Consider the following 26,569-nt stretch of genomic DNA (forward strand, 5'->3'; position numbering starts at 1 on the left):
GCCCGGGGCGGCGCGATTCGGAGGAGTTTTCCAGCGAATCGCTGATTCGCCAACCCATATGGTGGCATTGGTTACGCGTTTGAAGGGCAAAAGGCGAGATCACCCCGACTCCTGCCCACCCCTTGAATGTCCGATCTCCCGCAGCAGTTCTTCGAGGCGCCCCTTTTCCTCCCGGTCGATCAACACGCCGTTATCGGCGCGGTCGTAGAGCGCCTTGTCCTCACCCGCGCCGCCCCGGCTCGCGGCTTCGCGCGCCCGGGCCGCCTCGGTGAGCCGCCAGGTCAAGCCCTCGTCGGCCAGCGCCGCGATATCGTCCTCGGCCTCGGCCACCTCGCGCCGGGCGCCGCGGGTGGCTTCGAGCTTGGCCAGTTCCTCGGCGAGACAGAGCGCCGCCAGCTCGCCGTCGTCCGGCCGCCGCATCGCGGGGGCAATCCGCACATGGTTGAACGAGAACAGCTTTTCCAGAAGGTGCGCTCCGGCCTCGGCCTCGATCCGGGCCGCAAGATCGGTGGTTTCGTCATGCGCGTGGGCCAGCACGAGGCGCTGCAACTCGCGGTGGTCGGCGGTCGCCATGTCGATCCGCTCCAGCGCCGCCTCGAACCGTTCGATCAATCCCGGGTGGGTGATCAGCGTGGCGAGGATCACCGCCTCGCGCAGAACTTCCGCCACTTCGCCGGAGGCCGCCGCGAGCAGCGATGTCTTGGTTTCGGAGAGCACCGGCGGCGGACCCTTGCGCCATGGGCCACGTTGGCCCGTCCAACCCGCCGGCCCGCTGGCGCGGGGGGGATTGAACAGCGCCCGTCGCAGTGCGTTGATTTCCTGGCCGTAGTGCGAGCGGATCGAAGGGTCCTTGATGCACCGGATCACCGCGCGCAGGTCGCGGTCGAGCGTGGCGCGGCGCTCGGGGCTGTCAAAAACTTTGCCCTCGGTTTCGCGCCGCCACAACAGCTTCACCATCGGCAGGGCGGCGTCGAGCAACGCCTGCATGGCGCGCGGTCCTTCCGCCTTGATCACATCGTCGGGGTCCATCCCCTCTGGCATGATCGCAAAGCGCAAGCTCTGCCCGGCCTCGATCAGCGGCAGCGCGAGGTCGATCACCCGCATTGCCGCCTTCAGCCCCGCCGCGTCGCCGTCGAGCGCGATGATCGGCTCGGGATGCAGCCGCCACATCAGGCGCAACTGGTCTTCGGTGATCGCGGTGCCGAGCGGGGCCACCGCGGCGGCGAACCCGGCCTCACCGAGCGCGATCACGTCCATGTAGCCCTCGGCCACGACCAGCGGTTGTTTGCCCGCCGCCTCGCGGGCCCGTGCGAGGTTGAACAGCGAGCGGCCCTTGTCGAACAGCTCGGTCTCCGGGCTGTTGAGGTACTTGGCGTTGTCGTTCGGGTCCATCGCCCGGCCGCCAAAGGCGATCGCGCGCCCACGCGCGTCGCGGATCGGAAAGATGATGCGGTTGCGAAACACGTCATAAGGCTTCTTGCCCTTGGACGAGGCCTTGGCGAGCCCGGCGGCGAGGATCAGGTCTTCGGGCAGAGATTTGCCGCGCAGATGGTCCCAAAGCGCCTGCCAGCCGTCGGGGGCAAACCCGATCTCCCAGCGGTCCTGCGCGTCGGGCGTCAGCCCGCGCCGGTCGAGGTAGTCGCGCGCCGCAGCTCCCTGCGCCGTCTTCAGCTGCAGCCGGTAGAACTGCAGCGCCTGCTCCATCACCTCGGCCAGCTCGGTGCGCCGGTCGGCCTTTTCCTGCGCCTGCGGGTCGCGCGCCGGCATCGGCATCCCGACCTCGCGGGCAAGCAGTTCGACCGCCTCCATGAAGCCGAGGTTCTCGGTCTCGCGCAGGAAGGAGATCGCGTCGCCCTTGGCGTGGCAACCGAAGCAGTAATAATAGCCCTTCTTGTCGTCGACGTGGAAACTCGCGGACTTTTCCTGGTGGAACGGGCAGGGGGCCCACATGTCGCCCTTGCCCTGGTTCGACTTGCGCATGTCCCACGTCACCTTGCGCCCGACGACCTGCGTCAGCGAGGTGCGGGTGCGTAACTCGTCCAGGAATCCGGGTGGCAGAGACATGCAGGGAATATGGGTGGGCAGGCAGGCGCTGTCCAGCCGCGTGATTTGCCTTTAGCCTTTCGAGCTTGGCGCTTTCACCTTCAGTCGATCGTCTGGGTGTCTGCGGGTACGCGGCGGGCAAAGACCGCGTTCGAGGCGAGGGCCACCAACCGCCACGCGATATAGCCGAGGATGATCACCACCAGCGCCGAAAACCCGAGCAGGGCAACCGGCGGCGGCGCGAACGAAACCCGCACAAGGTAGACATAGAAGCTCAACAGCGCGATCGCGAGCAGCGAAGCCCCGCGCTGGCACCGCCCCGACATCAACCAGAGGGCGCAAACACCGAGGAAGAGGTTGCCGATATGGTGCGCGATCAGGAAGAACCCGGTGAAGGCCTCCGGTCCCGGCACCAGGTGTTCAAACCCGGCGGGGGCCGCGGCGGGAAACAGGCTCAGGAATGCAACGACGGCGGCGAAAGCGCCAAGCCCCAAACGAACACTCATCAAGACGTCTTCGGTGGATATCCTCATGGCCTGCCTCGTTGTGATTATTGGGCGCGTTGAGCGCCTCGGGTGCTTTCAACCATTGAGAGAATCGTGCCACCGATGGGGCAGGCAGGGAATGCGCAACTTCGCGAGACCGGTTCAACGAAAACGCAACGCGGGAAATGTCGCATTCGGCCCGTTTAGTCGCATCGCCCGCACACGCAGCGACGCGGGTTTGGAAAGATCCCTTCGAGCCAGGCGATCACCCGTTCGATGCGCGGATCGCCGCGCCGGGTTTCGTGGTAGACCAGCCAGATATGGCCGTCGATGAAATCCTCGGGCGGATGAATCGGCTCGAGATCATCGTTCATCCTTGCCACGCAGGTGGAAAGCGGCCCGGCAAGCCCGCACGACCGCATCGCTTCGGAGAGGCTGATGAGGGTATGAAACCGCGCGGCCGGTGGCTCCGCAAAGTGCTTGCGGGCATACCGCATGTAGGGGTTCGAATCCATCGTCTGGCTCAGGCCGAGCCAGCGTTGGCAGGGTGGCGCGCCGATCGGGCGATAGAGGCCGATGCCGAAGGTGGCAAGTTTGCGCCGCACCAGGCGGCCCTCGTCCGGCTCGGAGTATTGCAGCGCGATATCGGCCTCGCCCCGGGCAAGGCTGAAGGGTTTCGTCGTGTAGTCGATCTGCAACTGCAGGGCGGGGTGGGTGGCAATGAAAGCGGAAACCGCCGGCACCAGGGCCAGCGTATTGACGAAGGGCTTGCTGCTGATCATCACCTGGCCGGAAACGTCTTGCGCGCCGCGCGCGATATCGTATTCCGCCGCGGTCATCGCCGTGCGCATGGTCCGCGCCGTGGCGATCAGGCATTCGGCTTCCGCGGTCGGCTTCCAGCCCTCGCCGGAGCGCTCCATCAGCACCCGCCCGATCTCTTCCTCCAGCCGTTTCACCCGACGCGACACCGTGGTGACGGTGCTGCCAAGGCCATCGGCCGCACCCGAGAGCGTGCCATGCTCGGCCATCGCGAGCAGGTATTTCAGATCGTCCCAGTTCGGTTCCATCGCTGGCTCCGCTCCATCTTGGTTCAACGTGTGGGGAAGCCGGGATGGCCGGCATCCCGAACAAAACAGATGACCACAGGAAACTGACACCCAAACGCCCAGCGCCGGCGGAACAAGTCCTATCCGGCGGGCCGACCAGCAGGTTACATCGTCTGCCCTGCGCGTGCTTGAACTCGCGGCGCGATCGACCGGGGGAGAAGCTCTTTGGTAGTCAAAGTCTTGCGGGGCTGTCAACTGCGTCCGGAGCGCTGGGCGCGGTTCTGCCGGGCCACATGCCGGGCCTTCCAATTCGCCTTTGCACCGCCACCCGATTGCGCCTCCCGCACCCTTTCGTTATCTGGTTGCGAAGACAGCCAAGACGGGAGCGCCCCATGCCAGAGCCAAAACCCCTCCGCCTCGGGATCGCGGGCCTCGGCACCGTCGGGGTGGGCGTCGTCAAGATCCTGCGCAAGCACGGCAAGCTGCTGGAAATGCGCGCCGGGCGGCCGATCGAGATCGTCGCCGTGTCGGCCCGCTCGCGCGACAAGGATCGCGGTGTCGATATCGCCCATTACGATTGGGAGGACGATCCCGTTGCCATGGCCCGGCGCGACGATATCGACGTGCTGGTCGAACTCATGGGCGGCTCCGATGGTCCGGCCAAGGCCGCCGTGGAGGCCGCGATCGCACACGGCAAGCATGTGGTTACCGCCAACAAGGCGCTGCTCGCTCACCACGGGCAGGATCTGGCGGCAGCGTCCGAAGCGGCTGGCGTGGTGCTGCGCTTCGAGGCCGCCGTGGCCGGGGGCATCCCGGTGATCAAGGCGCTCACCGAGGGGCTCGCGGGCAACGAGATCACCAAGGTGATGGGGGTGATGAACGGCACCTGCAACTACATCCTCACCCGGATGGAGGCCACCCGCCAAGGCTATAACGCGCTCTTCGACGAGGCCCACAAGCTGGGCTATCTCGAAGCCGATCCGCAGCTTGACGTGGGTGGGATCGACGCCGGCCACAAGCTGAGCCTGCTGGCCTCGATCGCCTTCGGCACGCAAGTGAATTTCGACGCGGTGGAACTGGAGGGGATCGAGCAGATCTCGCTGCGCGACATCGAGGAAGCCGCCGAGATGGGCTACCGGATCAAGCTCCTGGGCGTGGCGCAGATGACCGGACGCGGGCTTGAGCAGCGCATGAGCCCCTGCCTCGTGCCCGCCGCCTCGCCGCTGGGCCAGCTCGAAGGTGGCACCAACATGGTGGTGATCGAGGGCGACAGCGTTGGCCAGATCGTGATGCGCGGCGCCGGTGCCGGCGAAGGCCCCACCGCCAGCGCGGTGATGGGCGACGTGATCGACCTTGCGCGCGGCCTCGATATTTCCACCTTCGGGATGCCCGCCTCACGTCTGGTGCCCGCCAAACCGGCGACCGCCGCGGTGCCCGCGCCCTATTATCTGCGGATGGAACTGGAAGACAAACCCGGCGCCCTCGCCAAGGTGGCAGCCGCCCTTGGCGAGGCCGGGGTCTCGATCGACCGGATGCGCCAGCACGGCCATCAGAATACGGTCGCACCGGTGATCGTGGTCACCCACAAATGCTCGCGCGCGCAGATCGACGCGGCGCTGGAAGGGCTCGAAAAAACCCCGGTGGTTCGAGGCGAAACGGTGGCAATCCGGATCGAGGAAGTCTGAACCGAGCCCCACACGGCCTCAACCCGGCGCAGCGCCCGGATTGGGCGCGCACCCCCGAACAAAGCCACGGGTTGGTCCGGCGGGCGATCCTTGCCACCCCCGCCGGACACGGTCACGAATTGAAACCCGGCGTCGCGACCGGGTCAGTCGTCGAGCACGAAGGTGATCATCAGGTTCACCTGGTATTCGGCGATCTCGCCACCCTCGACCCGAACCTGGTGTTCCTTGACCCAGGCCGAGCGGATGTTGCGCAGCGTTGCCGAGGCGCGGCGAATGCCTTCCTTCACGGCGTCTTCAAAGCTTTTCGTCGAGGTGGCAGAGATTTCGGTTACACGGGCAATGCTCATCTTGTCCTCCTGTGACGTCGTTGCCCGGCCATTATCGCACCCGGCGCAGGGTGCGGATAGGTCAGCGCCCGGCCTCGGCTGTTTTCGGCCGTTGGCGGCACACACCGTTCTGCATCTTGTGGTGCGCATTAAAGGCTACACAAGACCGGGCCGTATCCCTATAGTGCCTGTGGATAAGTGGGCACAGACCCGTAAGTCTGGGGAACAGGCAAGAAGAAGGGGACCGGCATGCGCTGCCCGTTTTGCGGAAACATAGACACACAGGTGAAGGATTCGCGGCCTGCCGAGGATCACGTCGCGATCCGGCGGCGGCGGTTCTGCCCGGCGTGCGGCGGGCGCTTCACCACCTACGAGCGGGTGCAATTGCGCGATCTCGTGGTGATCAAGTCGAACGGGCGACGCGAGGATTTCGACCGCACCAAGCTGGAACGCTCGATCCGGATCGCGTTGCAAAAACGCCCCGTCGAGCCGGAGCGGGTTGACCAGATGATCTCCGGCATCGTGCGGCGGCTCGAAAGCATGGGCGAGACCGACATCTCATCGAAGGCGATCGGCGAGATCGTGATGGAGAGCCTGGCCCGGATCGACACCGTGGCTTACGTTCGTTTTGCCAGCGTTTACAAGAACTTCCAGGAAGCCGATGATTTCGACCGCTTCGTGAGCGAGCTTCGCCCCGAGGTCGCTCCCGGCGACGAGTGAGCGACGCGCGCTTCATGAACCTCGCGCTCGCGCTGGGGCGGCGCGGGCTGGGGGCGTGCTGGCCGAATCCGGCGGTGGGCTGCGTGATCGTGGCGCACGGCCGGATCGTCGGGCGCGGCTGGACCCAACCCGGCGGGCGCCCCCACGCCGAGGTGGTCGCGCTGGCACAGGCAGGCGACGCAGCGCGCGGTGCCACGGCCTATGTCACCCTTGAACCCTGCGCCCATCACGGCAAGACCCCGCCCTGCGCCGACGCGCTGGTGGCGGCGGGCGTCGGCCGGGTGGTGGTGGCGCTGACCGATCCCGACCCCCGGGTGAACGGGCAGGGGCTGGCGCGATTGCGCGCCGGTGGTGTCGAGGTGGTTGAGAACGTCGGCACCGAGACGGCAACCGCCGACCAGATCGGCTTTCTCACCCGGGTGACCGACGGCCGCCCGATGGTCACGCTCAAGCTCGCCACCTCGCTCGACGGGCGGATCGCCACCGCGAGCGGCGAGAGCCAGTGGATCACCGGGCCCGAGGCGCGCCGCGCGGTGCATGCCATGCGGATGCGCCACGACGCGGTGATGGTGGGCGCGGGCACGGTGCGCACCGATGACCCAAGCCTCACCGTGCGTGGCCTCGGCGTGCAGCGCCAGCCGGTGCGGGTGGTGCTTTCGCGCGGGCTCGATCTGCCGCTCGACAGCCAGTTGGCGACGAGTGCGCGGGCGGTCCCGGTCTGGATCCTGCACGGTGACCGCGCCGCGCCCGAAAGGGTGGCCGCCTGGCAGGCCGTCGGCGCGCGGTTGTTCCGGGTGCCGGTTGCGGGCGGGCAACTCGATCTGCGCGCCGCCCTCGCGGTGCTGGCCGACGAGGGGCTCACGCGGGTGTTCTGCGAGGGTGGCGGATCGCTGGCCGCCGGGCTGCTCTCGGACGGCCTGGTGGACGCATTCGCCGGCTTCACCGCCGGGTGTGCGCTGGGTGCCGAGGGGCGGCCTTCGCTCGCCGCGATGGGAATTGCCCGGCTGGCGGATGCGCCAGGATTTCGACTTGTCGAAACCCGCGCGGTCGGGGCCGACGTGATGCACCTGTGGCGATGCGAGGCCTGACCCGGCCTCAGGATGCCGCGATCAGCCGCGCCTCGAAACCCTTGAGCACTGTGCGCGCGGTCTGGCCATAGCTGCCGGGGTTCGACCGCAACTCTGGGAACAGCCGGAACACTTCCTCGCGTGCCGGGCCGTCGATCGCGCCGAGGCCCTCGGCCCCGGGGTGAAAACTCTCGCTGGGCGCGCCATTGGCCCAGACCACCTCGTGGTGGTCGAACAGCATGTGAATATAGGTTACCCGCGCCATTTCGACCGGCGCGATGCTTGCGCCGTTCACCAGGTGCTTGGCGGGCACCAGGACCTCGGGACTGTCGAAATAAAGAGTGGCGGCGCTGCCCTCGTAGATCATGCGGTGCTGCGGCGAGACCAGCAGCGGGCGGTTGTTGCGGAAGGCACCGCGCTCGAAGCGGATCGGTGCCAGCGCGCCTGTGCCCTCGACGGTGCTTCGACCGATCCAGCGCAACGCCTGGGGGCCGTGGTCGCGGGTGAGCACGAAATCGCCGGGGCGCAGGTCTTCGATCGGCCGCGCACCGAACGGGGTTTCGATCAAGGTGCCCAAGGTGAAGCAGATGATCAGGTTCTCGATATTGCTGAAATTGACAATCGTGCCGTCCGACAACGTGACCGATCCATTTTCGGCATCGGTGAAGTTGATCGAGGAGGCCGAGACGAAGTTGGAAAAGTCGAGCGTGTCGCCGTCGGTTTCGCCGTCTTCGTCGCCGTCGATGAAGATGGTGGCACCCGGGCCGCCGAACACCGTGTTGGGGTCGAGGATGAAATAGTCGTCGCCCGCGCCGCCGGTGGCGGCATCGTCCGCGCCGGTGTGAATCGTATCGTCGCCGCCACCGCCAAGGATCGTGTCGGCCCCGTCGCCGCCGAAGATCTGGTCATCCCCCGATCCGGGATCGGGCCCGAGGATCATCGAGCTGTCGGCGAGGTCTTCGGTGGTTCCGCCGGGCGAGGTGACGGTGCCCGAGATCACCTGCTGGCCGGCGTTTTCCCAGTGGCGCACCTCGATCGTGTAGCTCTGGCCCGCCTCCAGCGTCACCTCGCCGGAACGGGTCGTCGCGGCCTGGTGGAAATCGTTGTTCATGTAGGTTGCGGTCGAGCCACCCTGGTTGGTCCAGGTCAGCGGATCGCCCTCGGCATCGAAGATCCGGATCGTCGAACCGTCGTCGGAGGTGGTGGAGAAGGTGAAGACACCGGTTTCCGAGGCGGCCAGCGTCGAGGTGTAGACGACCGCGAAATCGTTCGGATCGCCCGAGCTGCCGCGTGCATCGTGAATGATCGAGGTGCTGTCGAAGTCCTCCGTGGTGCCGGTGCCAATCAGGGTTCCGTTCTCGGCGTCGAAGGCTTGCCCGTTGGCACCGGAGAAATCGTGGTCCCAGACCTGATAACTCCACAGCCCCGGTTCGGGGGGATCGTCACCGTAGATCAGATCGTCACCGTCGCCGCCAAGAATCGTGTCGTCGCCCGAGCCGCCATGGATCGTGTCGTCGCCGCCGCCAGACGCGACGCTGAGGCCGCCGGTGTCGGCACCGGCATCGAAGAAATCGTCAGTGTCGCCGTCGAACAGGAATTCCTCGAAATCGCTGAAGTCGAGCGTCTCGCTGCCAATGCTGGTGGTGCCGGTGCCATCGCCGGTCAGGGTGGTCGATGTGGTTGCGGCGGTCGAGGTGACTTCGAGGGTGTCATCGCCCGCGCCGCCGTCGATCAGGTCGGAGCCGTCGCCGGTGTCCCATGTCACGAGGTCGTCGCCGTCGCCCGCGTCGATCGTGTCGTCGCCCGCACCGCCGCTGATGGTATCGTTGCCATCATAGGCAAAGATGTTGTCGTCGCCCGCGCCGATCATGTCGCCGTCGGGATCATCCAGATAGGCGGCATCGAGCAGGTCGGCCCCGCTGGTCCCCTCGACGATGCCATCAGAGAAGAAAGGTTCGCCGTCGACGAAAGTGAACGCGGCCACCCCGTCGGGGTCGCCACCGGCAAAATCGTTATCCGGATAGCCGGTGAGCGCGCCGGCATTGCCGGAGCCGGGCAGTTCGTAGTCGTTCGCCCCGCCATCGGTGACCCCGGTTTCGGCCTCCTCGCCGTAACCGTTGGTCCACTGGATGTCTTCGTAGATGAATTCCAGCTCGAAATCGCCATCACCCGTCGAGGTGATCACCACCTGGAAGGAGTTTTCCCCCGAGCCGGAATAGGGCTCGACCCCATCCCATGTCACCGTGACAGTGCCCGCGACCGGGTCGAGGTCCCAGTAGATCTCGCCGCCCGAATTGATGTTCACGTCGGCGAAGAAGGGCGCGATCGTCGGGGTGGTGACAGAGGAAAGATCGGCGGTCTGGTAGTCCGTGTTGGGCGACCCGAAGGTGATGTTGCCATTCGAGTTGACGTAGAGACCTGAGTAGCTGGTGCCGAAAAAATCCATCCCGCCGCCGCCGAAAACGGAGGTGACATCGACGAAAACCGAACCGTCGTCGTTATTGCCCGCAGCCTTGGCGGCGCTGGAGAATACGCCTTCGCCGTAGCCCGCAGGCCCGCCGAGACCGGTGTTCATCGTTGCCATGCAGCGGCCCCCCGCAACAGCAGGCCCGCGCGGCCCGTTTCAGGCGGCGAGAGATGGGAGCGTGGGGCCATGGATGACCGGCCGCGCGATTTGCACGCGAGATGGAAGCCGCCATCCGGCTGGGGATTAACCGCCAGTTTCACACTACTCTGCCTCATTCGCCGCCGGATATGCTTCCAGACTAGCGGATTCAGTTTAACAGTCCGGTGCGAAAATGCGAGCAGTTTTCCGGGACGGCTTGAAAAAACCATCCGTTTCCCGTGTGTTGTGGTTCCCGAGCCGCAGAGAATCCCGGTCAGGTCGCGAAGTCGAACTCCCGCCAGAGCGGCAGCGTGCGCGCGCGTTTTCCGGTGAGGTCGAACAGCGCGTTGGCGAGCGCCGGGGCGGCGGGCGGTGTGCCTGGCTCACCCACGCCTTGCGGCCTGTCACCGGAGGCAAGCAATGCCACCTCGAAGCGTGGGCATCCGGCCATCCGCAGCGCCTCGTAGTCGGGGAAGTTGCCCTCCACAACCGCGCCGCCCTCGAAGGTGATCTCGCCGTGGATCGCGGCGGAAAAACCGAACACGGCACCGCCGGTAAGCTGGGCCTCGACGTTGCGCGGATCGAGCGCGAGGCCCGGATCGGCGGCGATCCAGCAGCGCGCGAGCCGGATCAGCCCGTCCTCCTCGACCACCTCGACAACCTCCGCCACCGGGGTGCCGAAGGAATGGGTAAAGGCCACGCCGCGGCCCACGTTCGAGGGTTTTTCCCCGCCCCAGTCCGAGATCTCGGCCACCCGTTCGATCACGTCGGCAGATGGACCATGCGCGGGCCGGACGTGCGCAAGGCGGAATTCCACCGGATCGGCGCCCGCTTCATGGGCCAGCTCGTCGATGAAGCTTTCCCAGAAGAAGGCGTTCTGCGAATTGCCCACCGAGCGCCAGAAACCCACCGGGATCGTCACGTCGGCGGCAAAGCCGCGCACGCGGATGTTGTCGATCGCGTAAGGCTGGTCTGCCGCGCCCTCGGTGATGGTGCGGTCGGCGGGCGTGATCGGCAGGCCCACCATCGCCTCCATGGTCTGGCCCATGATCGAGGGCGAAGCGAGGTCGGCCGAAAGCCGCGAGATCCGGCCCGCCTCAAGCGTGGCCGACATCCGCGCCAGCGCGCCGGGGCGATAATGGTCGTGGCGCATGTCTTCCTCGCGGCTCCACGTCACCGCCACGGGCACGCCGGGCCGGGCTTGCGCGATCCGCGCCGCGATCACCCCGAACTCCACGTTGGAGCGCCGCCCGAATCCGCCACCCATGATCGTGGTGTGCACGGTGACGGCCTCGGGCTTGATGCCAAGCGCCTTCGCCGTATCGTTCTGCAACATGATCGGTGCCTGGTTGCCGACCCAGAGCTCAACCGCGCCGTCGCGCCAGAGCGCGGTAGCGGTCATCGGTTCCATCGTCGCGTGGGCGAGGTAGGGCGCGCGGTAGTCTGCTGCGATATCGCCGCCGCTGCCCACGTCGCCCGCCTCGTGGGCAGTGATGTTGGGCTTGTCGTCGAAGGCGGCGGCGATCCGCTCGAACACGGCTTGCGTGGTCTCGGGGTAGGGTGCCGGGCCCCAGTCTATCTCCACCGCCTCGGCGGCCTGCATCGCGAGCCAGGTGTTGGTGGCGACCACGGCGATCCCGTCGCCGATGTCGATCACCGCCTCGACACCCGCCATCGCCTCGGCCGCACTTGCGTCGAAGCCGCGCATTTCGCCGCCAAGCTGCGGGTTGCGGCGCACGGTCGCAAAGCGCATCTCCGGCAGGCGGATGTCGGTGGCATAGGTGGCGGTGCCAGTGGCCTTGGGCACCTGGTCGAGCCGGGGCTGACTCTTGCCGAGCAGCACCCAGTCTTCGGGCCGCTTGAGCCGGGGGGCCTTGGGCGGCGCGAGGCGAGCGGCGTCCTCGGCAAGTTCGCCGTAGGCAAGCCTGCGCCCGTCGGTGGTGACGATCTCGCCTCCCTCGGCGCGAAGCTGGTCGAGCCCGAGGCCGAGGCGTTCGGAGGCCGCGAGCATCAAAACCTCGCGGGCGGCCGCGCCGGCATGGCGCATCTTGTCGAAGGCATCGACGGTTGAGGTGGAGCCGCCGGTGACCTGAAGCCCGAGGATCTTGGGCATCTCGCCCATCACCGCGCCGCCGATCCGCGAAGGCGGCCCGGCGTCGTGTTCGCGCCCGATCATCAGCGCGCCGTTGGCATAGGCTTCGCCCGGCGGCCCATGCTCGACGCGGATCTGGTCGAGCGGCACTTCAAGCTCTTCCGCCGCCAGAGCGGCAAGGGTGGTCTGCACGCCTTGTCCCATCTCGGCGCGGGGCACGATCACGGTCACGCCGCGGCTGTCGATCACCACCCAGGGGTTCAGCACCACGCCCTCGGCGTCGATCTCGGGCGCTTTCGGATCGCGCATCACCTGGTAGGTGCCGAAGGCGACGCCGCCCGCGACGGCGACGGAGCCGACCAGGAAGCTGCGGCGGGTGAAGGTTCTCAGCTTGCCCATGTCTCAGCCCTCCGCCTGCATCATTTTCGCGGCATCGTGGATCGCGGCGCGGATGCGCGGGTAGGTGCCGCAGCGGCACAGGTTGCCCCACATCGCGTCGTCGATCTCGTCGTCGGTCGGGTCGGGGTTGTTGGCGAGCAGGTCGGCCGCCTGCATGATCTGGCCCGACTGGCAATAGCCGCATTGCGCCACGTCATGGGTTACCCAGGCGCGCTGGATCGCCGCCATGGCGTCGGGCGTGCCGAGACCCTCGATGGTGATCACCTCGCCGTCCACCGCGTCGAGTGGCAACTGGCAGGAGCGCTCGGCCACCCCGTTCACGTGCACCGTGCAGGCGCCGCAGGCGGCCACGCCGCAGCCAAACTTGGTGCCGGTCAGTCCGAGCGCGTCGCGCAGCACCCACAGGAGCGGCACGTCGCCGGGCAGATCGACCTCGTGAGTCCGGCCGTTGACGGTAAGACGGGTGGGCATGGCGCTCTCCTCCTTCGGTGTTCTGGCAAAATGGGCTGAAAGTGTCAGTCTGTCAATTGACATTTTCCCCGAATATTGTCACGTCTCTGTCATGGAACCGAAAAACCCGCCCCGACAAGATGGCGAGCTGCGGCAGGAGGCGATTCTCGCGGCCGCGCTGGATGCCTTCCAACGCCATGGTTACCGGCGCTGCTCGATGGAAGACATCGCGCGGCTCGCCGGCATGTCGCGGGCGGCGCTCTATCTTTACTACCGAAACAAGGACGACATTTTCGTCTCGCTCGTGCGCCGCGCCTATGACGACAGCGCGGCGGCGCTCGAAGCAGTCTTGCGCGAGGAGCGTCTGCCCGAAGAGGCGCTGCGGGCCGGGTTCAAGGCGAAGACCGCAGGGGTGGTCGAGGCGCTGGCGGAGTCGCCGCACGGGCCCGAATTGCTCGAGCGCGGCCGCGTGATCGGGCAGGCGGTGATGGAAGAGGGCGAGGCCCGGATCGTCGCCATCTTCTCCGACTGGCTCGCGCGCGAGGCCGCGGCGGGGCGCATCACGCTCGCGCCCTTCGGCGGCGCGCCCGAGGCGGTGGCACGCACCATCCTCGCGGCGCTGAACGGCGTGAAAACCGGGCACAAGGATCTCGCCAGCCTGCGCGCGGCGCTCGACCGGCTCGCGGTGATGGTGGGCCGCGCCCTCGCGGCCTAGCCGTGCGTGTGGCTCACAGCTCGGTGCGCAGGTGCCACAACTCGGGAAACAGCTCGACTTCCAGCATCCGGCGCAAATAGCTCACGCCGCCGGTGCCGCCGGTGCCGCGCTTGAAGCCGATCACGCGCTCGACAGTGGTGACGTGGTTGAACCGCCAGCGACGGAAATAGTCTTCGAAGTCCACCAGCTTCTCGGCCAGCTCGTAAAGCTGCCAATGGGTTTCGGGGTCGTCATAGACCCTGCGCCATGCCGCGATCACGCCGGGGTGCGGTTGGTGCGGCCGCGCCAGATCGCGCGCCGCCACCTCGGATGGAATCTCGATCCCGGCGCGGGACACTGCTCTGAGGGCCTCGTCGTAGAGCGAGGGCCGTGCAAGCTCGGCGCTGAGCTTGGCGTGAATGTCGGCCCGGTGCTCGTGCGGGCGCAGCATCGCGGCGTTTCGGTTGCCGAGTGTGAACTCGATCAGCCGGTATTGCCACGACTGGAAGCCGGAAGATTGCCCGAGCGAGTCGCGGAAGGTGGTGTAGTCCGAGGGCGTCATCGTCCGCAGCACGTCCCAGGCGCTGTTGAGTTGCTCGAAGATGCGCGAGACCCGCGCCAGCATCTTGAAGGCCGGGCCGTAGCGGTCGGCGGCCAGCGCCGTGCGGGCGGCGGTCAGTTCGTGCAGCGCAAGCCGCATCCATAGTTCCGAGGTCTGGTGCTGAACAATGAAGAGAAGCTCGTCATGCGCCTTTGATAGCGGGTGCTGGGCGTCGAGGATCGCATCGAGCGCGAGGTAATCGCTGTAGGACATGCGCCCGTCGAAACGCATCTGGGCGCCGTCGTCGGCGGGGTCGTAGGGAGTGGTCATGGCTGTTTCCTGTCTGAAAAGGCTGGTTGGCGGGAAAACTCCCCGCGGTCAGCCGTTCAGACAGGTGCACATCGCCATGCGGCGCCAGAGCGCCACCCAGCCCGCAGGCCGGCAAACCGGGGGCAGGGTGCCGGTCACGTCACCGCCGCGCGTTCGCGGTAGTCGGCGCGGTCCCACAGCCGGTCTTCCATCACCTCGGCGATCACCCTCACCGCGCGGTCGATGTCGGCCTCGTCGATGTAGAGCGGGGTTATGCCGAAGCGCATGATGTCGGGCGCGCGGAAATCGCCGATCACGCCGCGGTCGATCAGCGCCTGCATCGCGGCGTAACCTTCCTCGAAGCGAAACGACACCTGGCTGCCGCGCGCTTCGGGATCGCGCGGGGAGGCCAGTGCAAGCCCGTCGCACGCGGCTTCCACCCCTTCGATGAAGCGCTCGGAGAGGGCGATGGCGCGGGTGCGCAGGGCCTGCATGTCGACCCCGTCCCAGATGTCGAGCGCAGCGTCGAGCGCGGCCATCTGGAGCACCGGCGGCGTGCCCACGCGCATCCGCTCCACGCCTTCGCCGGGGCGATAGGCGAGATCGAAGGCAAAGGGGGCCTCGTGCCCGAGCCAGCCCGACAGCGCCGGGCGGGCGGTTTCGGCGTGGCGCGGGGCGACGTAGATGAAGGCCGGCGCGCCGGGGCCGCCGTTGAGAAACTTGTAGGTGCAGCCCACCGCGAAGTCGGCCTGCACGCCCGCCAGATCGACCGGCAATGCGCCCGCCGAATGGGCCAGATCCCAGATCACCAGCGCGCCCGCCGCGTGGGCGGCCCGGGTGAGCGCTTCCATGTCGTGCTTGCGGCCGGTGCGGTAATCGACCTCGGTGAGCATCAGCACGGCGAGATCGTCGTCGATATGGCTGGCGACTTCCTCGGGTGCGACGGTGACCAGTTCGTGGCCCTTGTCGAGCGCCGAGATCAGCCCCTCGGCCATGTAGAGATCGGTGGGAAAGTTGCCCCGGTCGGAGAGCACCTTGCGCCGGTCGGGGTTGAGCGCGAGGGCTGCGGCAAGCGCCTGGTAGACCTTGATCGACAGCGTGTCGCCCAGCACCACGCTGCCCGGCTCGGCCCCGATCAACCGCCCGATCCGGTCGCCAAGGGCGCGTGGCTGGGCCATCCAGCCCGCCTTGTTCCAGGCGGTGATGAGCATCTCGCCCCATTCCGCCTCGATCGTGCGCGCCACCCGGCGGGCGGCCGCGCGCGGCAGCGGCCCGAGCGAATTGCCGTCGAGGTAGACCATGCCCTCGGGCAGGTCGAACATCCGTTTTGTCGTCGCGAAATCCATCGTGCCTCCCGGAAACTCCCTGCCCCAAGCTATCGTGCCGGGCGTCGGACGCAAGCACCCGCGCGAGGGGGGATTGCCTTCGCAACTTTCCTCGCGCTAAACCGCACGTCGGGAAACAATCTTGCGCGAAGGTGTTCGGGTGTTCAAGTGGATCGACATTCCTCCCGCGTGGCTCGCCGCGAGCCTTGGCGTGACCTGGGCGATCGACCGGCTTTTCCCGTGGCTCGCCACCGGGCTCGACTGGCTCGAATGGCTCGGTGCAGCGCTTGTGCTCGCAGGCCTCGGTGCGATGGCGCTGGGTGCGTTCGAGCTTGTGCGCCACCACACCACCTTTATCCCGCGCCGGATGCCGACGGCCTTCGTGCAGCAGGGCATCTACCAGCTCAGCCGCAACCCGATCTACCTGGGCGATGCGCTTGTGCTCGCGGGCGCGGCGCTGTGGTGGGACGTGCTGCCCGCGCTCATCCTCGTGCCCGCGTTCGGGGCGATCATCGAACGGCGCTTCATCCTGGGCGAAGAGGCCGGGCTGGTCGCGCGTTTCGGCGCGGAGGCGGAGGCGTGGTTCGCCCGGGTGCGGCGCTGGATTTGACGCAGGAGGGTGAAAAATGGTCGCAAAGCCCTCGATTGGGTCGAAATCGTGCCGGGCATGGCGTAAAGGACAATGAAATCGCCGGGCGCGGGATTCTCCTGCCCGGTTCAGAAGGAAGGAAGACATCGTGAAGATCGGGGTTCCGAAGGAAACATTCGCCGGTGAAAACCGGGTTGCGATGACGCCGGAGTCGGCGGTGCAGCTTCAGAAGCTCGGGCATGAATGCCTGATCGAGAAGGGCGCGGGCAGCGCGGCGGGCTTCGCCGATGCCGTCTACGAGGCCGCGGGCGTGACGGTGGTGAAGACCGCCGCCAGCCTGTGGAAAGAGGCCGACGTGATCGCCAAGGTCCGGGTGCCGAACGACGCCGAACTGAAGCGGCTCACCAAGGACAAGACGCTGATTTCCTTCTTCAATCCGGGCGGCAATGCCGAGGGGCTGGAGCTGGCCAAGGAGAAGGGCGCCAACGTCATCGCGATGGAGATGGTGCCGCGCATCAGCCGCGCCCAGAAGATGGACGCGCTCTCCTCGATGGCCAATATCGCGGGCTACCGCGCGGTGATCGAGGCGGGCAACAACTTCGGCCGCTTCTTCACCGGGCAGGTGACCGCCGCCGGCAAGGTGCCGCCGGCCAAGGTGCTGATCGTCGGCGCCGGCGTCGCAGGGCTTGCCGCGATCGGCACGTCCGTGAGCCTCGGTGCGATCACCTATGCCTTCGACGTGCGGCCCGAAGTGGCCGAACAGGTCGAATCGATGGGCGCCGAGTTCGTCTATCTCGACTTCGCCGAGGAAACCCAGGACGGTTCCGCCACCGGCGGCTATGCCTCGGTTCAGTCGGAAGAGTTCCGCAACGCCCAGCTTGCCAAGTTCCGCGAGATCGCGGGTGAGATGGATATCGTCATCACCACCGCGCTGATCCCGAACCGGCCCGCGCCGAAGCTCTGGCTGAAAGACATGGTCGACGCGATGAAGCCCGGGTCGGTGGTGATCGACCTCGCCGCCGAACAGGGCGGCAACTGCGACTACACGGTGAAGGACGAGAAGATCGTCACCCCCGGCGGCGTCACCGTCATCGGCTACACCGATTTCACCTCGCGCATGGCGACGCAGGCCTCGACGCTCTACGCCAACAACGTGCGCCACATGCTGAGCGACCTGACCCCCGGCAAGGACGGCCAGATCGTGCACGACATGGAGGATGACGTGATCCGCGGCGCGACCGTCGCCTACCAGGGCGAGATCACCTTCCCGCCGCCGCCGCCGAAAGTGCAGGCGATCGCGGCAGTGAAGCGCGAGACGCCGAAGGAACTCACGCCGGAAGAAAAACGCGCGCGGGAAGTGGCCGAATTCAAGGCCCAGACCCGCCAGCAGGTGACCCTGCTCGCCGTCGGCGGCATCGCGCTGCTTGGGGTGGGTCTCGTGGCACCGCCGAGCTTCATGCAGCATTTCATCGTCTTCGTGCTGGCGGTCTTCGTCGGCTTCCAGGTGATCTGGGGGGTCAGCCACAGTCTGCACACGCCGCTGATGGCGATCACCAACGCGATCTCCTCGATCATCATCCTCGGCGCGCTGATGCAGATCGGATCGGGCGCTCCGCTGGTCATGATCCTCGCGGCGGTGTCGGTATTCATGGCCGGGATCAACATCTTCGGCGGCTTCCTTGTCACCCGGCGCATGCTTGCCATGTTCCAGAAATCCTGAAGGAGGCCGGGTAAATGGAAATCGGTTTCACCACCGCCGCCTACATCGTCGCGGCCGTTCTGTTCATCCTCGCCCTCGGCGGGCTCTCGGGGCAGGAAAGCGCCAAGCGCGCGGTCTGGTATGGCATCGTCGGCATGGGGCTCGCCATCATCGCCACGCTGATGGGCCCCGGTTCTGGGCTCTGGGGGGTCTCGCTCGCGTTGATCCTCGGCGGCGGCCTGATCGGCACCGTGATTGCCAAGCGCGTGCAGATGACCGAGATGCCGCAGCTTGTTGCCGCGATGCACTCGCTCGTCGGGCTGGCCGCCGTCTTCGTCGGTTTCAACGCCGATCTCGAACTCACCCGCGTGCTCGGGATGGACGAGGCAGCCCGCGCCACCCTCGACGGTTTCGCCGCGGCCGTGGCCAAGAAGGACGCCGTCGAGCAATCCATCCTGCGGGTCGAATTGTTCCTCGGCGTGTTCATCGGCGCGGTCACCTTCACCGGCTCGGTGATCGCCTTCGGCAAACTCGCGGGCAAGGTGACCTCGGCGGCGGTCAAGCTGCCGGGCGGGCATTTTCTGAATGCCACCGCCGCGATCCTCTCCGTTGTGCTGCTGGTCCTGTATCTCAACGGTGCCGGGGTCTGGACGCTGATCGCGATGACGCTGCTCGCCTTCTTCATCGGCTATCACCTGATCATGGGTATCGGCGGGGCCGACATGCCGGTGGTGGTCTCGATGCTCAACTCCTACTCGGGCTGGGCCGCGGCGGCGATCGGCTTTTCGCTCGGCAACGACCTGCTGATCGTGGTCGGCGCTCTGGTGGGCTCCTCTGGTGCGATCCTGTCCTACATCATGTGCAAGGCGATGAACCGCTCGTTCATCAGCGTGATCCTCGGTGGCTTCGGCGGACCGGCGGGCGAGCAGATGGCGATCGAGGGCGAACAGGTGGCGATCGACGCCGACGGCGTTGCCGCCGCGCTGAACGATGCCGACCAGATCATCATCGTGCCGGGCTACGGCATGGCGGTGGCGCAGGCGCAGCAATCGGTGGCGGCGCTCACCGCCAAGCTGCGCGCCAAGGGCAAGACCGTGCGGTTCGGCATCCACCCGGTGGCGGGGCGTCTGCCCGGGCACATGAACGTGCTCCTTGCCGAGGCCAAGGTGCCTTATGACATTGTGCTGGAGATGGACGAGATCAACGAGGATTTCCCCTCGACCGACGTGGTGATCGTGATCGGCTCGAACGACATCGTGAACCCGGCCGCGCAGGAAGACCCGAACTCGCCGATTGCCGGGATGCCGGTGCTGGAAGTCTGGAAGGCGAAACAGGTCTTTGTCTCCAAGCGCGGCCAGGGCACCGGCTATTCGGGCATCGAGAACCCGCTGTTCTTCAAGGACAACACCCGGATGTTCTATGGTGATGCGAAAGCCTCGATGGAAAGCCTGCTGCCGCTGATCGACTGATCGGTTCGCGCCGCGACATCAAGGGCCCCGCTGGCAACAGCGGGGCCTTTCTCGTTGCCGAGGATTGCAGCAACCGTGGCATCATCAAAAATGTATATACAAACGAGATATAAAAGAGTAACAACGTAGATACCGCCGAGGAGCCACGTCAAATGCCGAAGCACCACAAGAGCAAGAAGGACGCCCAGCTGATCATTCGCATCGGCAAGGCCGACCGCGATGCTTTCGTGCGGCTTTGCGACGAGCTCGATACCAGCGCGGCCCGCGAAGTGCGCCGGTTCATCCGGACGTTTCTGGCCGAGCACGCGGCGGATGAACCGAAAAAGAAAGGATAAAACATGGCGAACAAAGCCAAGATCAAAGACCTCAAGCGCGAAGTGAAATCCCGCAAGGCGAAAGTCGCGCGGCAGGAGAAGAAGCTCAAGGTGGCCAAGAAGGCCCTGAAAAAAGCGGCCTGAGGCCGTTGGCGCGGGCCGGACCGACCGGCCCGCGCGCATGTGATGGAGACCTGCATGAAAACGTTGCTCGATATTCCCGGCATCGGTCCGGCACTGAAAACCCGGCTGGGTGAACTCGGAATCGCAGACCTCGCCGATCTCGCTGCGGTCGATCCGGCCCGGCTGACCTCAATTCGCGGGGTGACATCGGCCCGCGCCGAAGCGTTCCGCGCTGCCGCTGCGGGCCTTGCTGCGGCGTTGCCGCTCGATCAGGTCGAGCCGAAGCCCAAGGCTCCGAAGGCAGACAAGAAAGCCAAGGCCGAGGCTGAGAAGAAAGCCAAGGCCGACAAGAAGGCCAAGGAAAAGGCCAAGGCGGACAAGAAAGCCAAGGCGGACAAGAAAGCCAAGGCGGACAAGAAAGCCAAGGCGGACAAGAAAGCCAAGGCCGACAAGAAGGCCAAGGCCGACAAGAAGGCCAAGGACAAGAAAGCCAAGGCCGATAAGAAAGCCAAGGCCGAGAAGAAAAAAGCCAAGAAGAAATAGCCCGGCTCAGGCCTCGCGCCAGTCTCCCGGGGCGAGGCCTTCGAGTGTCCAGTCGCCGATCTGCCAGCGCACCAGCCGCAGCGTGGGAAAGCCGATTGCCGCGGTCATCCGGCGGACTTGGCGGTTGCGCCCCTCGGTGATGGTGATCTCGACCCAGGTATCGGGCACCGATTTGCGAAAGCGCACCGGGGGCACACGTTCCCAGAGATTGGGTGGGGCGATAAGCCGGGCCTTCGCCGGGCGGGTGGGTCCGTCCTTCAGCGTGACGCCTCTGCGGATCGGCCCGAGGTCGGCCTCGGTCGGCGCGCCCTCGACCTGCACGAGATAGGTTTTCGCCATCTTGTGGCGCGGGTTGGCGATACGGGCTTGCAGGCGGCCATCGTCGGTGAGCAGCAGCAGGCCCTCGCTGTCACGGTCGAGCCGCCCGGCGGGGTAAACCCCCGGAAGGTCGATGAAATCCGAAAGCGTGGCGCGCGGCGAGGGGCTTTTCGCATCGGTGAATTGCGAAAGCACGCCGAAGGGTTTGTTGAACAGGATGAGCCGGGCCATGGCCTGCCATACGCGGCGCGAGAAAAAAATTCACCCCCTGATGCGATAAGGCTTGCGTGAATCGCGCGCGCGCCGCATATGCGCCGCACAGACGCCAACGCACGCGCCTCTGGCCAGGCCCGGCCACTCTCAAACGGGCACGCGTTTATGCAGCGACGGTAACGTCTTCATTGGAACCTTGGGGCCTCGCCCCTGTCTTGTGGAGATGCACATGACCCATGCTGCCCACGGCGCTTTTGCGCCCGTTTCCCGCCTCGATTCCGCGCTCGCCACCCTCGCGGTGGACCGGCCCACCCTCGTGCTCGACACCGACCGTGTCGCCGCGCAATACCGGAGCCTGAAGGCCGGGCTCGGCTTTGCCCATATCCATTACGCGGTGAAGGCCAACCCGTCGCGGGCGATCCTTGCCCGGCTCGTCGGGCTTGGGTCGCATTTCGATGCCGCCTCGCGCGGCGAGATCGAGCTGTGCCTCGACGCCGGGGCCGCGCCCTGGGCGATCTCTTTTGGCAACACCATCAAGAAACCCGCCGACATTGCCTTCGCGCATCGCGCCGGGATCACCCTGTTCGCCGCCGATGCCTCCGAGGAGCTGGAAAAGATTGCCGCCCATGCGCCGGGCGCGGAGGTCTATATCCGGTTGCTGGTGGAAAACTCCGAGGCCGACTGGCCGCTCAGCCGCAAGTTCGGCTGCAAGCCCGCGATGGTGCCCGCGCTGTTCTCGCACGCCGTGGCGCTCGGGCTGAAGCCGCTCGGGCTGTCGTTCCACGTCGGTTCGCAAACCCGCAAGGCCGCGATGTGGGCACCGGTGCTCGACGATGTGGCGCAGGTCTGGCGCGATCTCGAAGCGCGCGGTCATGCGCCGAGCCTGCTCAACATCGGCGGCGGCTTTCCCGCCTTCTACGGCGATCCGATCGACACGCCGACCAGCTATGCCGCAAGCGTGATGGCGCTGGTCAGCGAGCGGTTCGGCGCGGTGGCGCGGGTGATGGCCGAACCGGGGCGGGGGATGGTGGCCGAGGCGGGGGCGATCCTTGCCGAGGTGATGCTGGTTTCGCGCAAGTCGGACGATGACGCGCACCGTTGGGTCTATCTCGATATCGGCCGGTTCTCGGGGCTGGCGGAGACCGAGGGCGAGGCGATCCGCTACCAGATTGAAACTGCGCGCGACCATGACACCCACGGGCCCTGCATTCTTGCCGGTCCGTCCTGCGATTCAGCCGATGTGCTTTACGAAAAACGCCCCGTGCACCTGCCGCTCACCCTGCGCGCGGGCGACAAGGTGGTGATCCGCAACGCCGGTGCCTATACCTCATCCTACTCGTCGGTCGGGTTCAACGGCTTCCCGCCGCTCGACGTCGTGGTGCTCTGAACGGCCGGTCGCGCGCCCGGATGTCGATGATCCGGGCGCGCGACCGACGCGCCGCCGCCCGCGCTTTTGCGCGCCTGCGTCGCATCGCCGGGCCACGCGGGATATGGCAAAGCGGATGCAGCCCGGCTAATCAGGGGCAGGACCGGAGGGCGACGCGATGGCGACGATAGAAGACCACGACTTGCGTTATGCGCTCGCAAACGAGCTGCACGCGCGGCCCTTTCCGGCGCTGAAGGCCCCCTGTTTCGCGGCCTATCTCGCGGTCAAGCGCCCAACCGATGCCGCCGGGCGCGACCGCGAGGCGGACGTGGCGCATCTGCATGCCCTGCTCGACCGCTTCGGTGCAGCGCACCCGCCCGAGGGGGCCAACCATTTCTTCGGCGAGATCGGCAAGTACCGCCTCAAGTGGGAACAGCATACCGAGTTCGTCACCTACACGATCTTCGGGGATCGCAATGCGGCGCGGCCATTCGATCCGGCGGTGTTCGATGTCTTCCCTGCCGACTGGCTCGCGGCGGCCCCGGGTGTGCGGATCACCTCGGCGCTGATCCGGGTCGAAGAGCGCCCGAACGATGCGGCGATGCATGCCAAGATCGACGACTGGTTCGTGGCCGAGAGCGTGGCCGCCTCCAGCGTGCTCGATGATGCCGCGGTGATCGCGGGCGATTTCCGCATCGATGCGGGCGGGCACATGCGCTTTGCCGTCTTCGTCAGCCCCGGGATCAGCGAGCGTCGGGTGGGGCGGATCGTGCAGCGGGTGAGCGAGATCGAAACCTACAAGACGATGTCGATGCTGGGTCTGGCGCGGGCGCGCGCGATCCAGGGCCGGCTCGGCGAGATCGAGGACGAGCTTTCGGGCATGGTGAGCGGGCTCGGGCGGGCGGATATTTCGCACGAGGAAGAACTTCGGGAGCTGCTTCAGGTTTCGGCCGAGCTTGAGAGCCTGCACGCGCAGACCTCGTTCCGCTTCGGCGCGACGGCAGCCTATGAGGCGCTGGTGGGCGACCGGGTAAGGGTGATGCGCGAAGAGCGCTGGGAAGGGCGGCAGACATGGCACGAGTTCATGATGCGCCGCTTCGATCCGGCGATGCGCACGGTCAAGAGCGTCGAGCGGCGGCTTGAGGCGATGGCCGACCGGGCGATGCGGGCGGGCGATCTGTTGCGCACCCGCGTCGATGTCGACCGCTCCGGGCAGAGCCAGAAACTGCTGGAAAGTATGGACCAACGCGCGCAACTGCAACTGCGCCTGCAGGAAACCGTCGAGGGGCTCTCGGTGGTGGCGATCAGCTATTACGCGGTGTCGCTGCTGGGCTACCTGCTTGCGCCGCTTGCCGGTCGGTTCGGCATCGACAAGAGCTGGACCACGGCGGGGCTGGTGGTGCCGGTGGTGCTGGCGGTCTGGCTGTTTGGCCGCGCGGTGAAAAAGCGACTCATCCACAAGTGAGGGTCCGGACGGCGGGCGAAATCCGCAGCGGATTTCGGCTCGGTTTCCGCAGCGGAAACCGCCTTCGTTTTCCGCTGCGGAAAACGCGCCCGGCCTTGACCCTGGGCCGCCGTCCCGGCACCTTCGCGGGGAACAGGAGCACCCCATGCGCAAAGACCTCACCGCCCGCGAGATCCTCGCAAAGCTCGTGTCCTTTCCAACCGTGAGCCGGGAGAGCAACCTCGCGCTTGTCGATTGGGTTGAGGATTACCTCGCGGCCCACGGGGTGCGCGCCACCCGGGTCTATAACGACGAGGGCACCAAGGCCGCGCTCTACGCAAATGTCGGTCCCGAGGTCGAGGGCGGGGTGGTGCTGTCGGGCCATACCGACGTGGTGCCCGTGGAAGGTCAGGCCTGGGACACCGACCCTTACGACGTGGTCGAGAAGGATGGTCGCCTCTACGGCCGCGGCACCTGCGACATGAAGGGCTTCGACGCGATCGCGCTCGCCGCCGTGCCGAAGGCGCTCAGGGCCGGGCTGAAACGCCCGCTCCAGATCGCGCTCAGCTATGACGAAGAAGTCGGCTGCCTCGGCGCGCCGCGGATGATCGCCGAGATGGCGGCGCATCTGCCGAAAGCCGCCGCCGCGATCATCGGCGAGCCCTCGCAGATGAAAGTGGTGAACGGCCACAAGGGCGGCATCGGCATCGCCACCCATCTGCGCGGCCACGAGGTGCATTCGTCGTTGATGCACACCGGGGTGAGCGCGGTGATGGAGGGCGCGAAGCTGATTGACTGGGCCAACCGGATGAATGCCGAGAACATGGCGCGCGCCCCGGGGCCGATCGACGCGCTGTTCGAGCCGCCCTGGACAACCTGCCATGTCGGCACAATCACCGGCGGCACCGCCGATAACATCACCGCGAAGGATTGCCACTTCGTGATGGCATTCCGTTGCATCCCCTCGGAGACCGTCGAAAGCTGGCAGGCGCGCTATCTTGCAGCCGTGGCCGAGGTTGAGGCCGCGATGCGCGCGGTCCATCCCGAGGCGCGGATCGACACCGATGTGCGCTTCCAGGTTCCGGGGCTTCAGCCCGAACGAGATAGCGCCGCCGAGGCGCTGGCCCGGCGGATCACCGGCGACAATGCCACCCACGCGGTGAGCTACGCCACCGAGGCCGGGCAGTTCCAGCAGGCGGGCTATTCCGCCGTGATCATCGGGCCGGGCAACATCGCCCAGGCCCACCAGCCGAACGAATGGCTCAGCCTCGCCGAGTTCGAGGCGGGCATCGCGTTTGTCGACCGGATCATCGAGCATCTCTGCGAGGACGCGTGACACCCTTTCCGATTTCGGCGGGCCAGCCGCCCGCCCATAGCGGCGATCTGCCCGAGCGCGCCGACGTGGTGGTGATCGGCGGTGGGGTGATCGGGGTGAGCGCCGCGCTGTTCCTCGCCCGGGCGGGAGTCTCGGTCGTGCTGGTCGAGAAGGGCCGGATCGCGGGCGAACAATCGAGCCGTAACTGGGGCTGGATCCGGGTTCAGGGCCGCGATCCGGCGGAGATCCCGATCGCGCAGGAGGCGCAAACCCTCTGGCCGCAACTGGCCGCCGAGGTCGATACCGATATCGGGCTGACGCAAGGCGGCGTGGCCTATCTCGCCCGCGACGACGCCGAGGTGGCGCGCTTTGCCGACTGGTTGCGGCTGGCCGAACCGTTCGGGGTGTCGAGCCAGTTGCTGGACGGTGACGGCGTGGCACGGCTCCTGCCGGATGCCGCCCGGGCCTGGCCCGGTGCGCTCTGGACCCCGACCGACATGCGCGCCGAACCCTTCGTAACCGTGCCCGCGCTGGCCCGGCTTGCGGTGAAGGCAGGGGCGGTGATCCGCGAGGATTGCGCCGCGCGGATGCTCGACGTCGAGGCGGGCCGGGTCACCGGCGTGATCACGGAGAGCGGGCGCATCCGCGCGGGCGCGGTGGTGCTGGCGGGCGGGGCGTGGTCGTCGCTGTTTCTGCGCCGCCACGGCATTTCGATCCCGCAGCTTTCGGTGCGCGCGACGGCGATGCGCACGGCAGCTTTGGCGGACGTGTTCGAGGGCGGGGCGGTTGATCACCGGCTTGCCTTCCGCCGCCGCACCGATGGCGGCTACACGCTCGCACCGGAAGGGTTTCACGAACTCTACGTCGGCCCCGACGCGTTCCGCGCATTCGCGCGCTACCTGCCGCAGCTCTGGAAAGACCCGTTCGGCACCACGCTGCGCCCCTTTGCCCCCAGGGGCTACCCCGATGGCTGGGCGACGCCGCGACGCTGGCGTGCGGACCGGCCCTCGCCCTTCGAGCGGATGCGGGTGCTGAACCCGGCCCCCAACATGGCCAAGGTGCGTGAAACCGAGCGCGCCTTCGGCGAGACCTTCCCGGGCCTCGGGCCGGTGGAGATCGAGAGCGCATGGGCCGGGATGATCGACACGCTGCCCGACGTGGTGCCGGTGGTCGACCATGCCGCGCAGATCCAGGGCCTCACCATCGCCACCGGCATGTGCGGCCACGGCTTCGGTATCGGACCTGCCTTCGGGCGGATCGTCGCCGACATGGTGCAAGGCAAGGCACCGGGGCACGACCTCGCGCGCTTCCGGCTCTCGCGGTTCTTCGACGGCAGCCCGATGGAACTTGGACCCAACCTCTGAGGCGGGGCGCCACGCGGTCTCAAGA

At 66.9% G+C, this 26,569-nt stretch carries 23 protein-coding genes; 13 read left to right on the top strand and 10 right to left on the bottom strand.

Translation table 11 applies throughout. The features are described 5' to 3' along the window. Positions 1-99: 99 nt before the first annotated feature. The 3 genes from dnaG to B9Y97_RS13225 form a co-directional block, all read right to left on the bottom strand. Entirely contained in the window at positions 100-2,064 is a 1,965-nt protein-coding gene (gene dnaG / locus B9Y97_RS13215; protein ID WP_085527171.1) for a DNA primase, read from the bottom strand. Between the two features lie 80 nt (positions 2,065-2,144). Beyond that, positions 2,145-2,549: a hypothetical protein gene (locus B9Y97_RS13220; protein ID WP_139828307.1), complete on the bottom strand. Its 405-nt coding sequence runs from the start codon at positions 2,547-2,549 to the stop codon at positions 2,145-2,147. 182 nt (positions 2,550-2,731) lie between these two features. Next, entirely contained in the window at positions 2,732-3,595 is an 864-nt protein-coding gene (locus tag B9Y97_RS13225; RefSeq protein WP_085527173.1) for a LysR family transcriptional regulator, read from the bottom strand. Positions 3,596-3,966: 371 nt separating this feature from the next. On the opposite strand from B9Y97_RS13225, the gene B9Y97_RS13230 reads away from it, so the two are divergent. Next, complete coding sequence (locus B9Y97_RS13230) at positions 3,967-5,259, top strand: homoserine dehydrogenase (protein WP_085527174.1); 1,293 nt, start codon at positions 3,967-3,969, stop codon at positions 5,257-5,259. A gap of 143 nt (positions 5,260-5,402) precedes the next feature. On the opposite strand, the gene B9Y97_RS13235 is transcribed toward B9Y97_RS13230, so the two are convergent. Beyond that, entirely contained in the window at positions 5,403-5,606 is a 204-nt protein-coding gene (locus tag B9Y97_RS13235) for a dodecin family protein (protein WP_085527175.1), read from the bottom strand. Between the two features lie 228 nt (positions 5,607-5,834). Between B9Y97_RS13235 and nrdR the strand changes: the two genes are divergently transcribed. Continuing rightward, complete coding sequence (nrdR, locus tag B9Y97_RS13240) at positions 5,835-6,305, top strand: transcriptional regulator NrdR (protein WP_085527176.1); 471 nt, start codon at positions 5,835-5,837, stop codon at positions 6,303-6,305. 14 nt (positions 6,306-6,319) lie between these two features. Continuing rightward, positions 6,320-7,393 carry a bifunctional diaminohydroxyphosphoribosylaminopyrimidine deaminase/5-amino-6-(5-phosphoribosylamino)uracil reductase RibD gene (gene ribD / locus B9Y97_RS13245; protein WP_085528264.1) on the top strand — a complete coding sequence of 358 codons (1,074 nt, stop codon included), beginning with the start codon at positions 6,320-6,322 and terminating at the stop codon, positions 7,391-7,393. Positions 7,394-7,400: 7 nt separating this feature from the next. On the opposite strand, the gene B9Y97_RS13250 is transcribed toward ribD, so the two are convergent. The 3 genes from B9Y97_RS13250 to B9Y97_RS13260 all read right to left on the bottom strand — a co-directional run bounded on the left by B9Y97_RS13250 (position 7,401) and on the right by B9Y97_RS13260 (position 12,939). Continuing rightward, a complete protein-coding gene (locus tag B9Y97_RS13250; RefSeq protein ID WP_085527177.1) occupies positions 7,401-9,956 on the bottom strand; it encodes a Hint domain-containing protein in 2,556 nt (851 codons plus the stop codon). Between the two features lie 295 nt (positions 9,957-10,251). Continuing rightward, positions 10,252-12,468, bottom strand: coding sequence for a xanthine dehydrogenase family protein molybdopterin-binding subunit (locus B9Y97_RS13255; protein WP_085527178.1), 2,217 nt, complete (start codon positions 12,466-12,468; stop codon positions 10,252-10,254). Positions 12,469-12,471: 3 nt separating this feature from the next. Then, on the bottom strand, positions 12,472-12,939 hold the full coding sequence (locus B9Y97_RS13260; RefSeq protein WP_085527179.1) for a (2Fe-2S)-binding protein: 468 nt from the start codon (positions 12,937-12,939) through the stop codon (positions 12,472-12,474). 91 nt (positions 12,940-13,030) lie between these two features. On the opposite strand from B9Y97_RS13260, the gene B9Y97_RS13265 reads away from it, so the two are divergent. Next, entirely contained in the window at positions 13,031-13,633 is a 603-nt protein-coding gene (locus B9Y97_RS13265; RefSeq protein WP_176224370.1) for a TetR/AcrR family transcriptional regulator, read from the top strand. Positions 13,634-13,646: 13 nt separating this feature from the next. Here the strand turns inward: B9Y97_RS13265 and kynA are convergent, their stop codons facing one another. Next, positions 13,647-14,483 (bottom strand): tryptophan 2,3-dioxygenase, encoded by an 837-nt coding sequence (gene kynA, locus B9Y97_RS13270; protein ID WP_085527181.1) that lies wholly within the window; start codon positions 14,481-14,483, stop codon positions 13,647-13,649. A 134-nt stretch (positions 14,484-14,617) separates the two neighbouring features. Further along, positions 14,618-15,808 carry a kynureninase gene (gene kynU, locus B9Y97_RS13275; RefSeq protein WP_085527182.1) on the bottom strand — a complete coding sequence of 397 codons (1,191 nt, stop codon included), beginning with the start codon at positions 15,806-15,808 and terminating at the stop codon, positions 14,618-14,620. A gap of 121 nt (positions 15,809-15,929) precedes the next feature. Between kynU and B9Y97_RS13280 the strand changes: the two genes are divergently transcribed. The 5 genes from B9Y97_RS13280 to B9Y97_RS13300 all read left to right on the top strand — a co-directional run bounded on the left by B9Y97_RS13280 (position 15,930) and on the right by B9Y97_RS13300 (position 20,524). Then, positions 15,930-16,397, top strand: coding sequence for a methyltransferase family protein (locus B9Y97_RS13280; protein ID WP_085527183.1), 468 nt, complete (start codon positions 15,930-15,932; stop codon positions 16,395-16,397). A gap of 127 nt (positions 16,398-16,524) precedes the next feature. Continuing rightward, positions 16,525-18,096 carry a Re/Si-specific NAD(P)(+) transhydrogenase subunit alpha gene (locus B9Y97_RS13285; protein ID WP_085527184.1) on the top strand — a complete coding sequence of 524 codons (1,572 nt, stop codon included), beginning with the start codon at positions 16,525-16,527 and terminating at the stop codon, positions 18,094-18,096. Positions 18,097-18,110: 14 nt separating this feature from the next. Next, positions 18,111-19,544: an NAD(P)(+) transhydrogenase (Re/Si-specific) subunit beta gene (locus B9Y97_RS13290; RefSeq protein ID WP_085527185.1), complete on the top strand. Its 1,434-nt coding sequence runs from the start codon at positions 18,111-18,113 to the stop codon at positions 19,542-19,544. Positions 19,545-19,696: 152 nt separating this feature from the next. Continuing rightward, on the top strand, positions 19,697-19,879 hold the full coding sequence (locus tag B9Y97_RS13295; RefSeq protein ID WP_085527186.1) for a hypothetical protein: 183 nt from the start codon (positions 19,697-19,699) through the stop codon (positions 19,877-19,879). Between the two features lie 177 nt (positions 19,880-20,056). Continuing rightward, positions 20,057-20,524, top strand: a complete 468-nt coding sequence (locus B9Y97_RS13300) for a helix-hairpin-helix domain-containing protein (protein WP_176224371.1) — start codon at positions 20,057-20,059, stop codon at positions 20,522-20,524. A gap of 6 nt (positions 20,525-20,530) precedes the next feature. Here B9Y97_RS13300 and B9Y97_RS13305 read toward each other — a convergent pair whose 3' ends face one another. Further along, positions 20,531-21,073, bottom strand: coding sequence for a pseudouridine synthase (locus B9Y97_RS13305; protein WP_085527188.1), 543 nt, complete (start codon positions 21,071-21,073; stop codon positions 20,531-20,533). Between the two features lie 211 nt (positions 21,074-21,284). Between B9Y97_RS13305 and B9Y97_RS13310 the strand changes: the two genes are divergently transcribed. The 4 genes from B9Y97_RS13310 (at position 21,285) to B9Y97_RS13325 (ending at position 26,544) form a co-directional block, all read left to right on the top strand. After that, positions 21,285-22,442 (top strand): type III PLP-dependent enzyme, encoded by a 1,158-nt coding sequence (locus B9Y97_RS13310; protein ID WP_085528265.1) that lies wholly within the window; start codon positions 21,285-21,287, stop codon positions 22,440-22,442. Positions 22,443-22,599: 157 nt separating this feature from the next. Then, complete coding sequence (locus B9Y97_RS13315; RefSeq protein ID WP_085527189.1) at positions 22,600-23,886, top strand: DUF3422 family protein; 1,287 nt, start codon at positions 22,600-22,602, stop codon at positions 23,884-23,886. Positions 23,887-24,031: 145 nt separating this feature from the next. Further along, on the top strand, positions 24,032-25,201 hold the full coding sequence (argE, locus tag B9Y97_RS13320; protein WP_085527190.1) for an acetylornithine deacetylase: 1,170 nt from the start codon (positions 24,032-24,034) through the stop codon (positions 25,199-25,201). Continuing rightward, positions 25,198-26,544, top strand: a complete 1,347-nt coding sequence (locus B9Y97_RS13325) for an NAD(P)/FAD-dependent oxidoreductase (protein ID WP_085527191.1) — start codon at positions 25,198-25,200, stop codon at positions 26,542-26,544. Before argE ends, B9Y97_RS13325 begins: the two co-directional genes overlap by 4 nt. The last annotated feature ends 25 nt before the right edge of the window (positions 26,545-26,569 follow it).

The organism is Maritimibacter sp. HL-12, assembly GCF_900177545.1.
Lineage (GTDB): Bacteria > Pseudomonadota > Alphaproteobacteria > Rhodobacterales > Rhodobacteraceae > Sinisalibacter.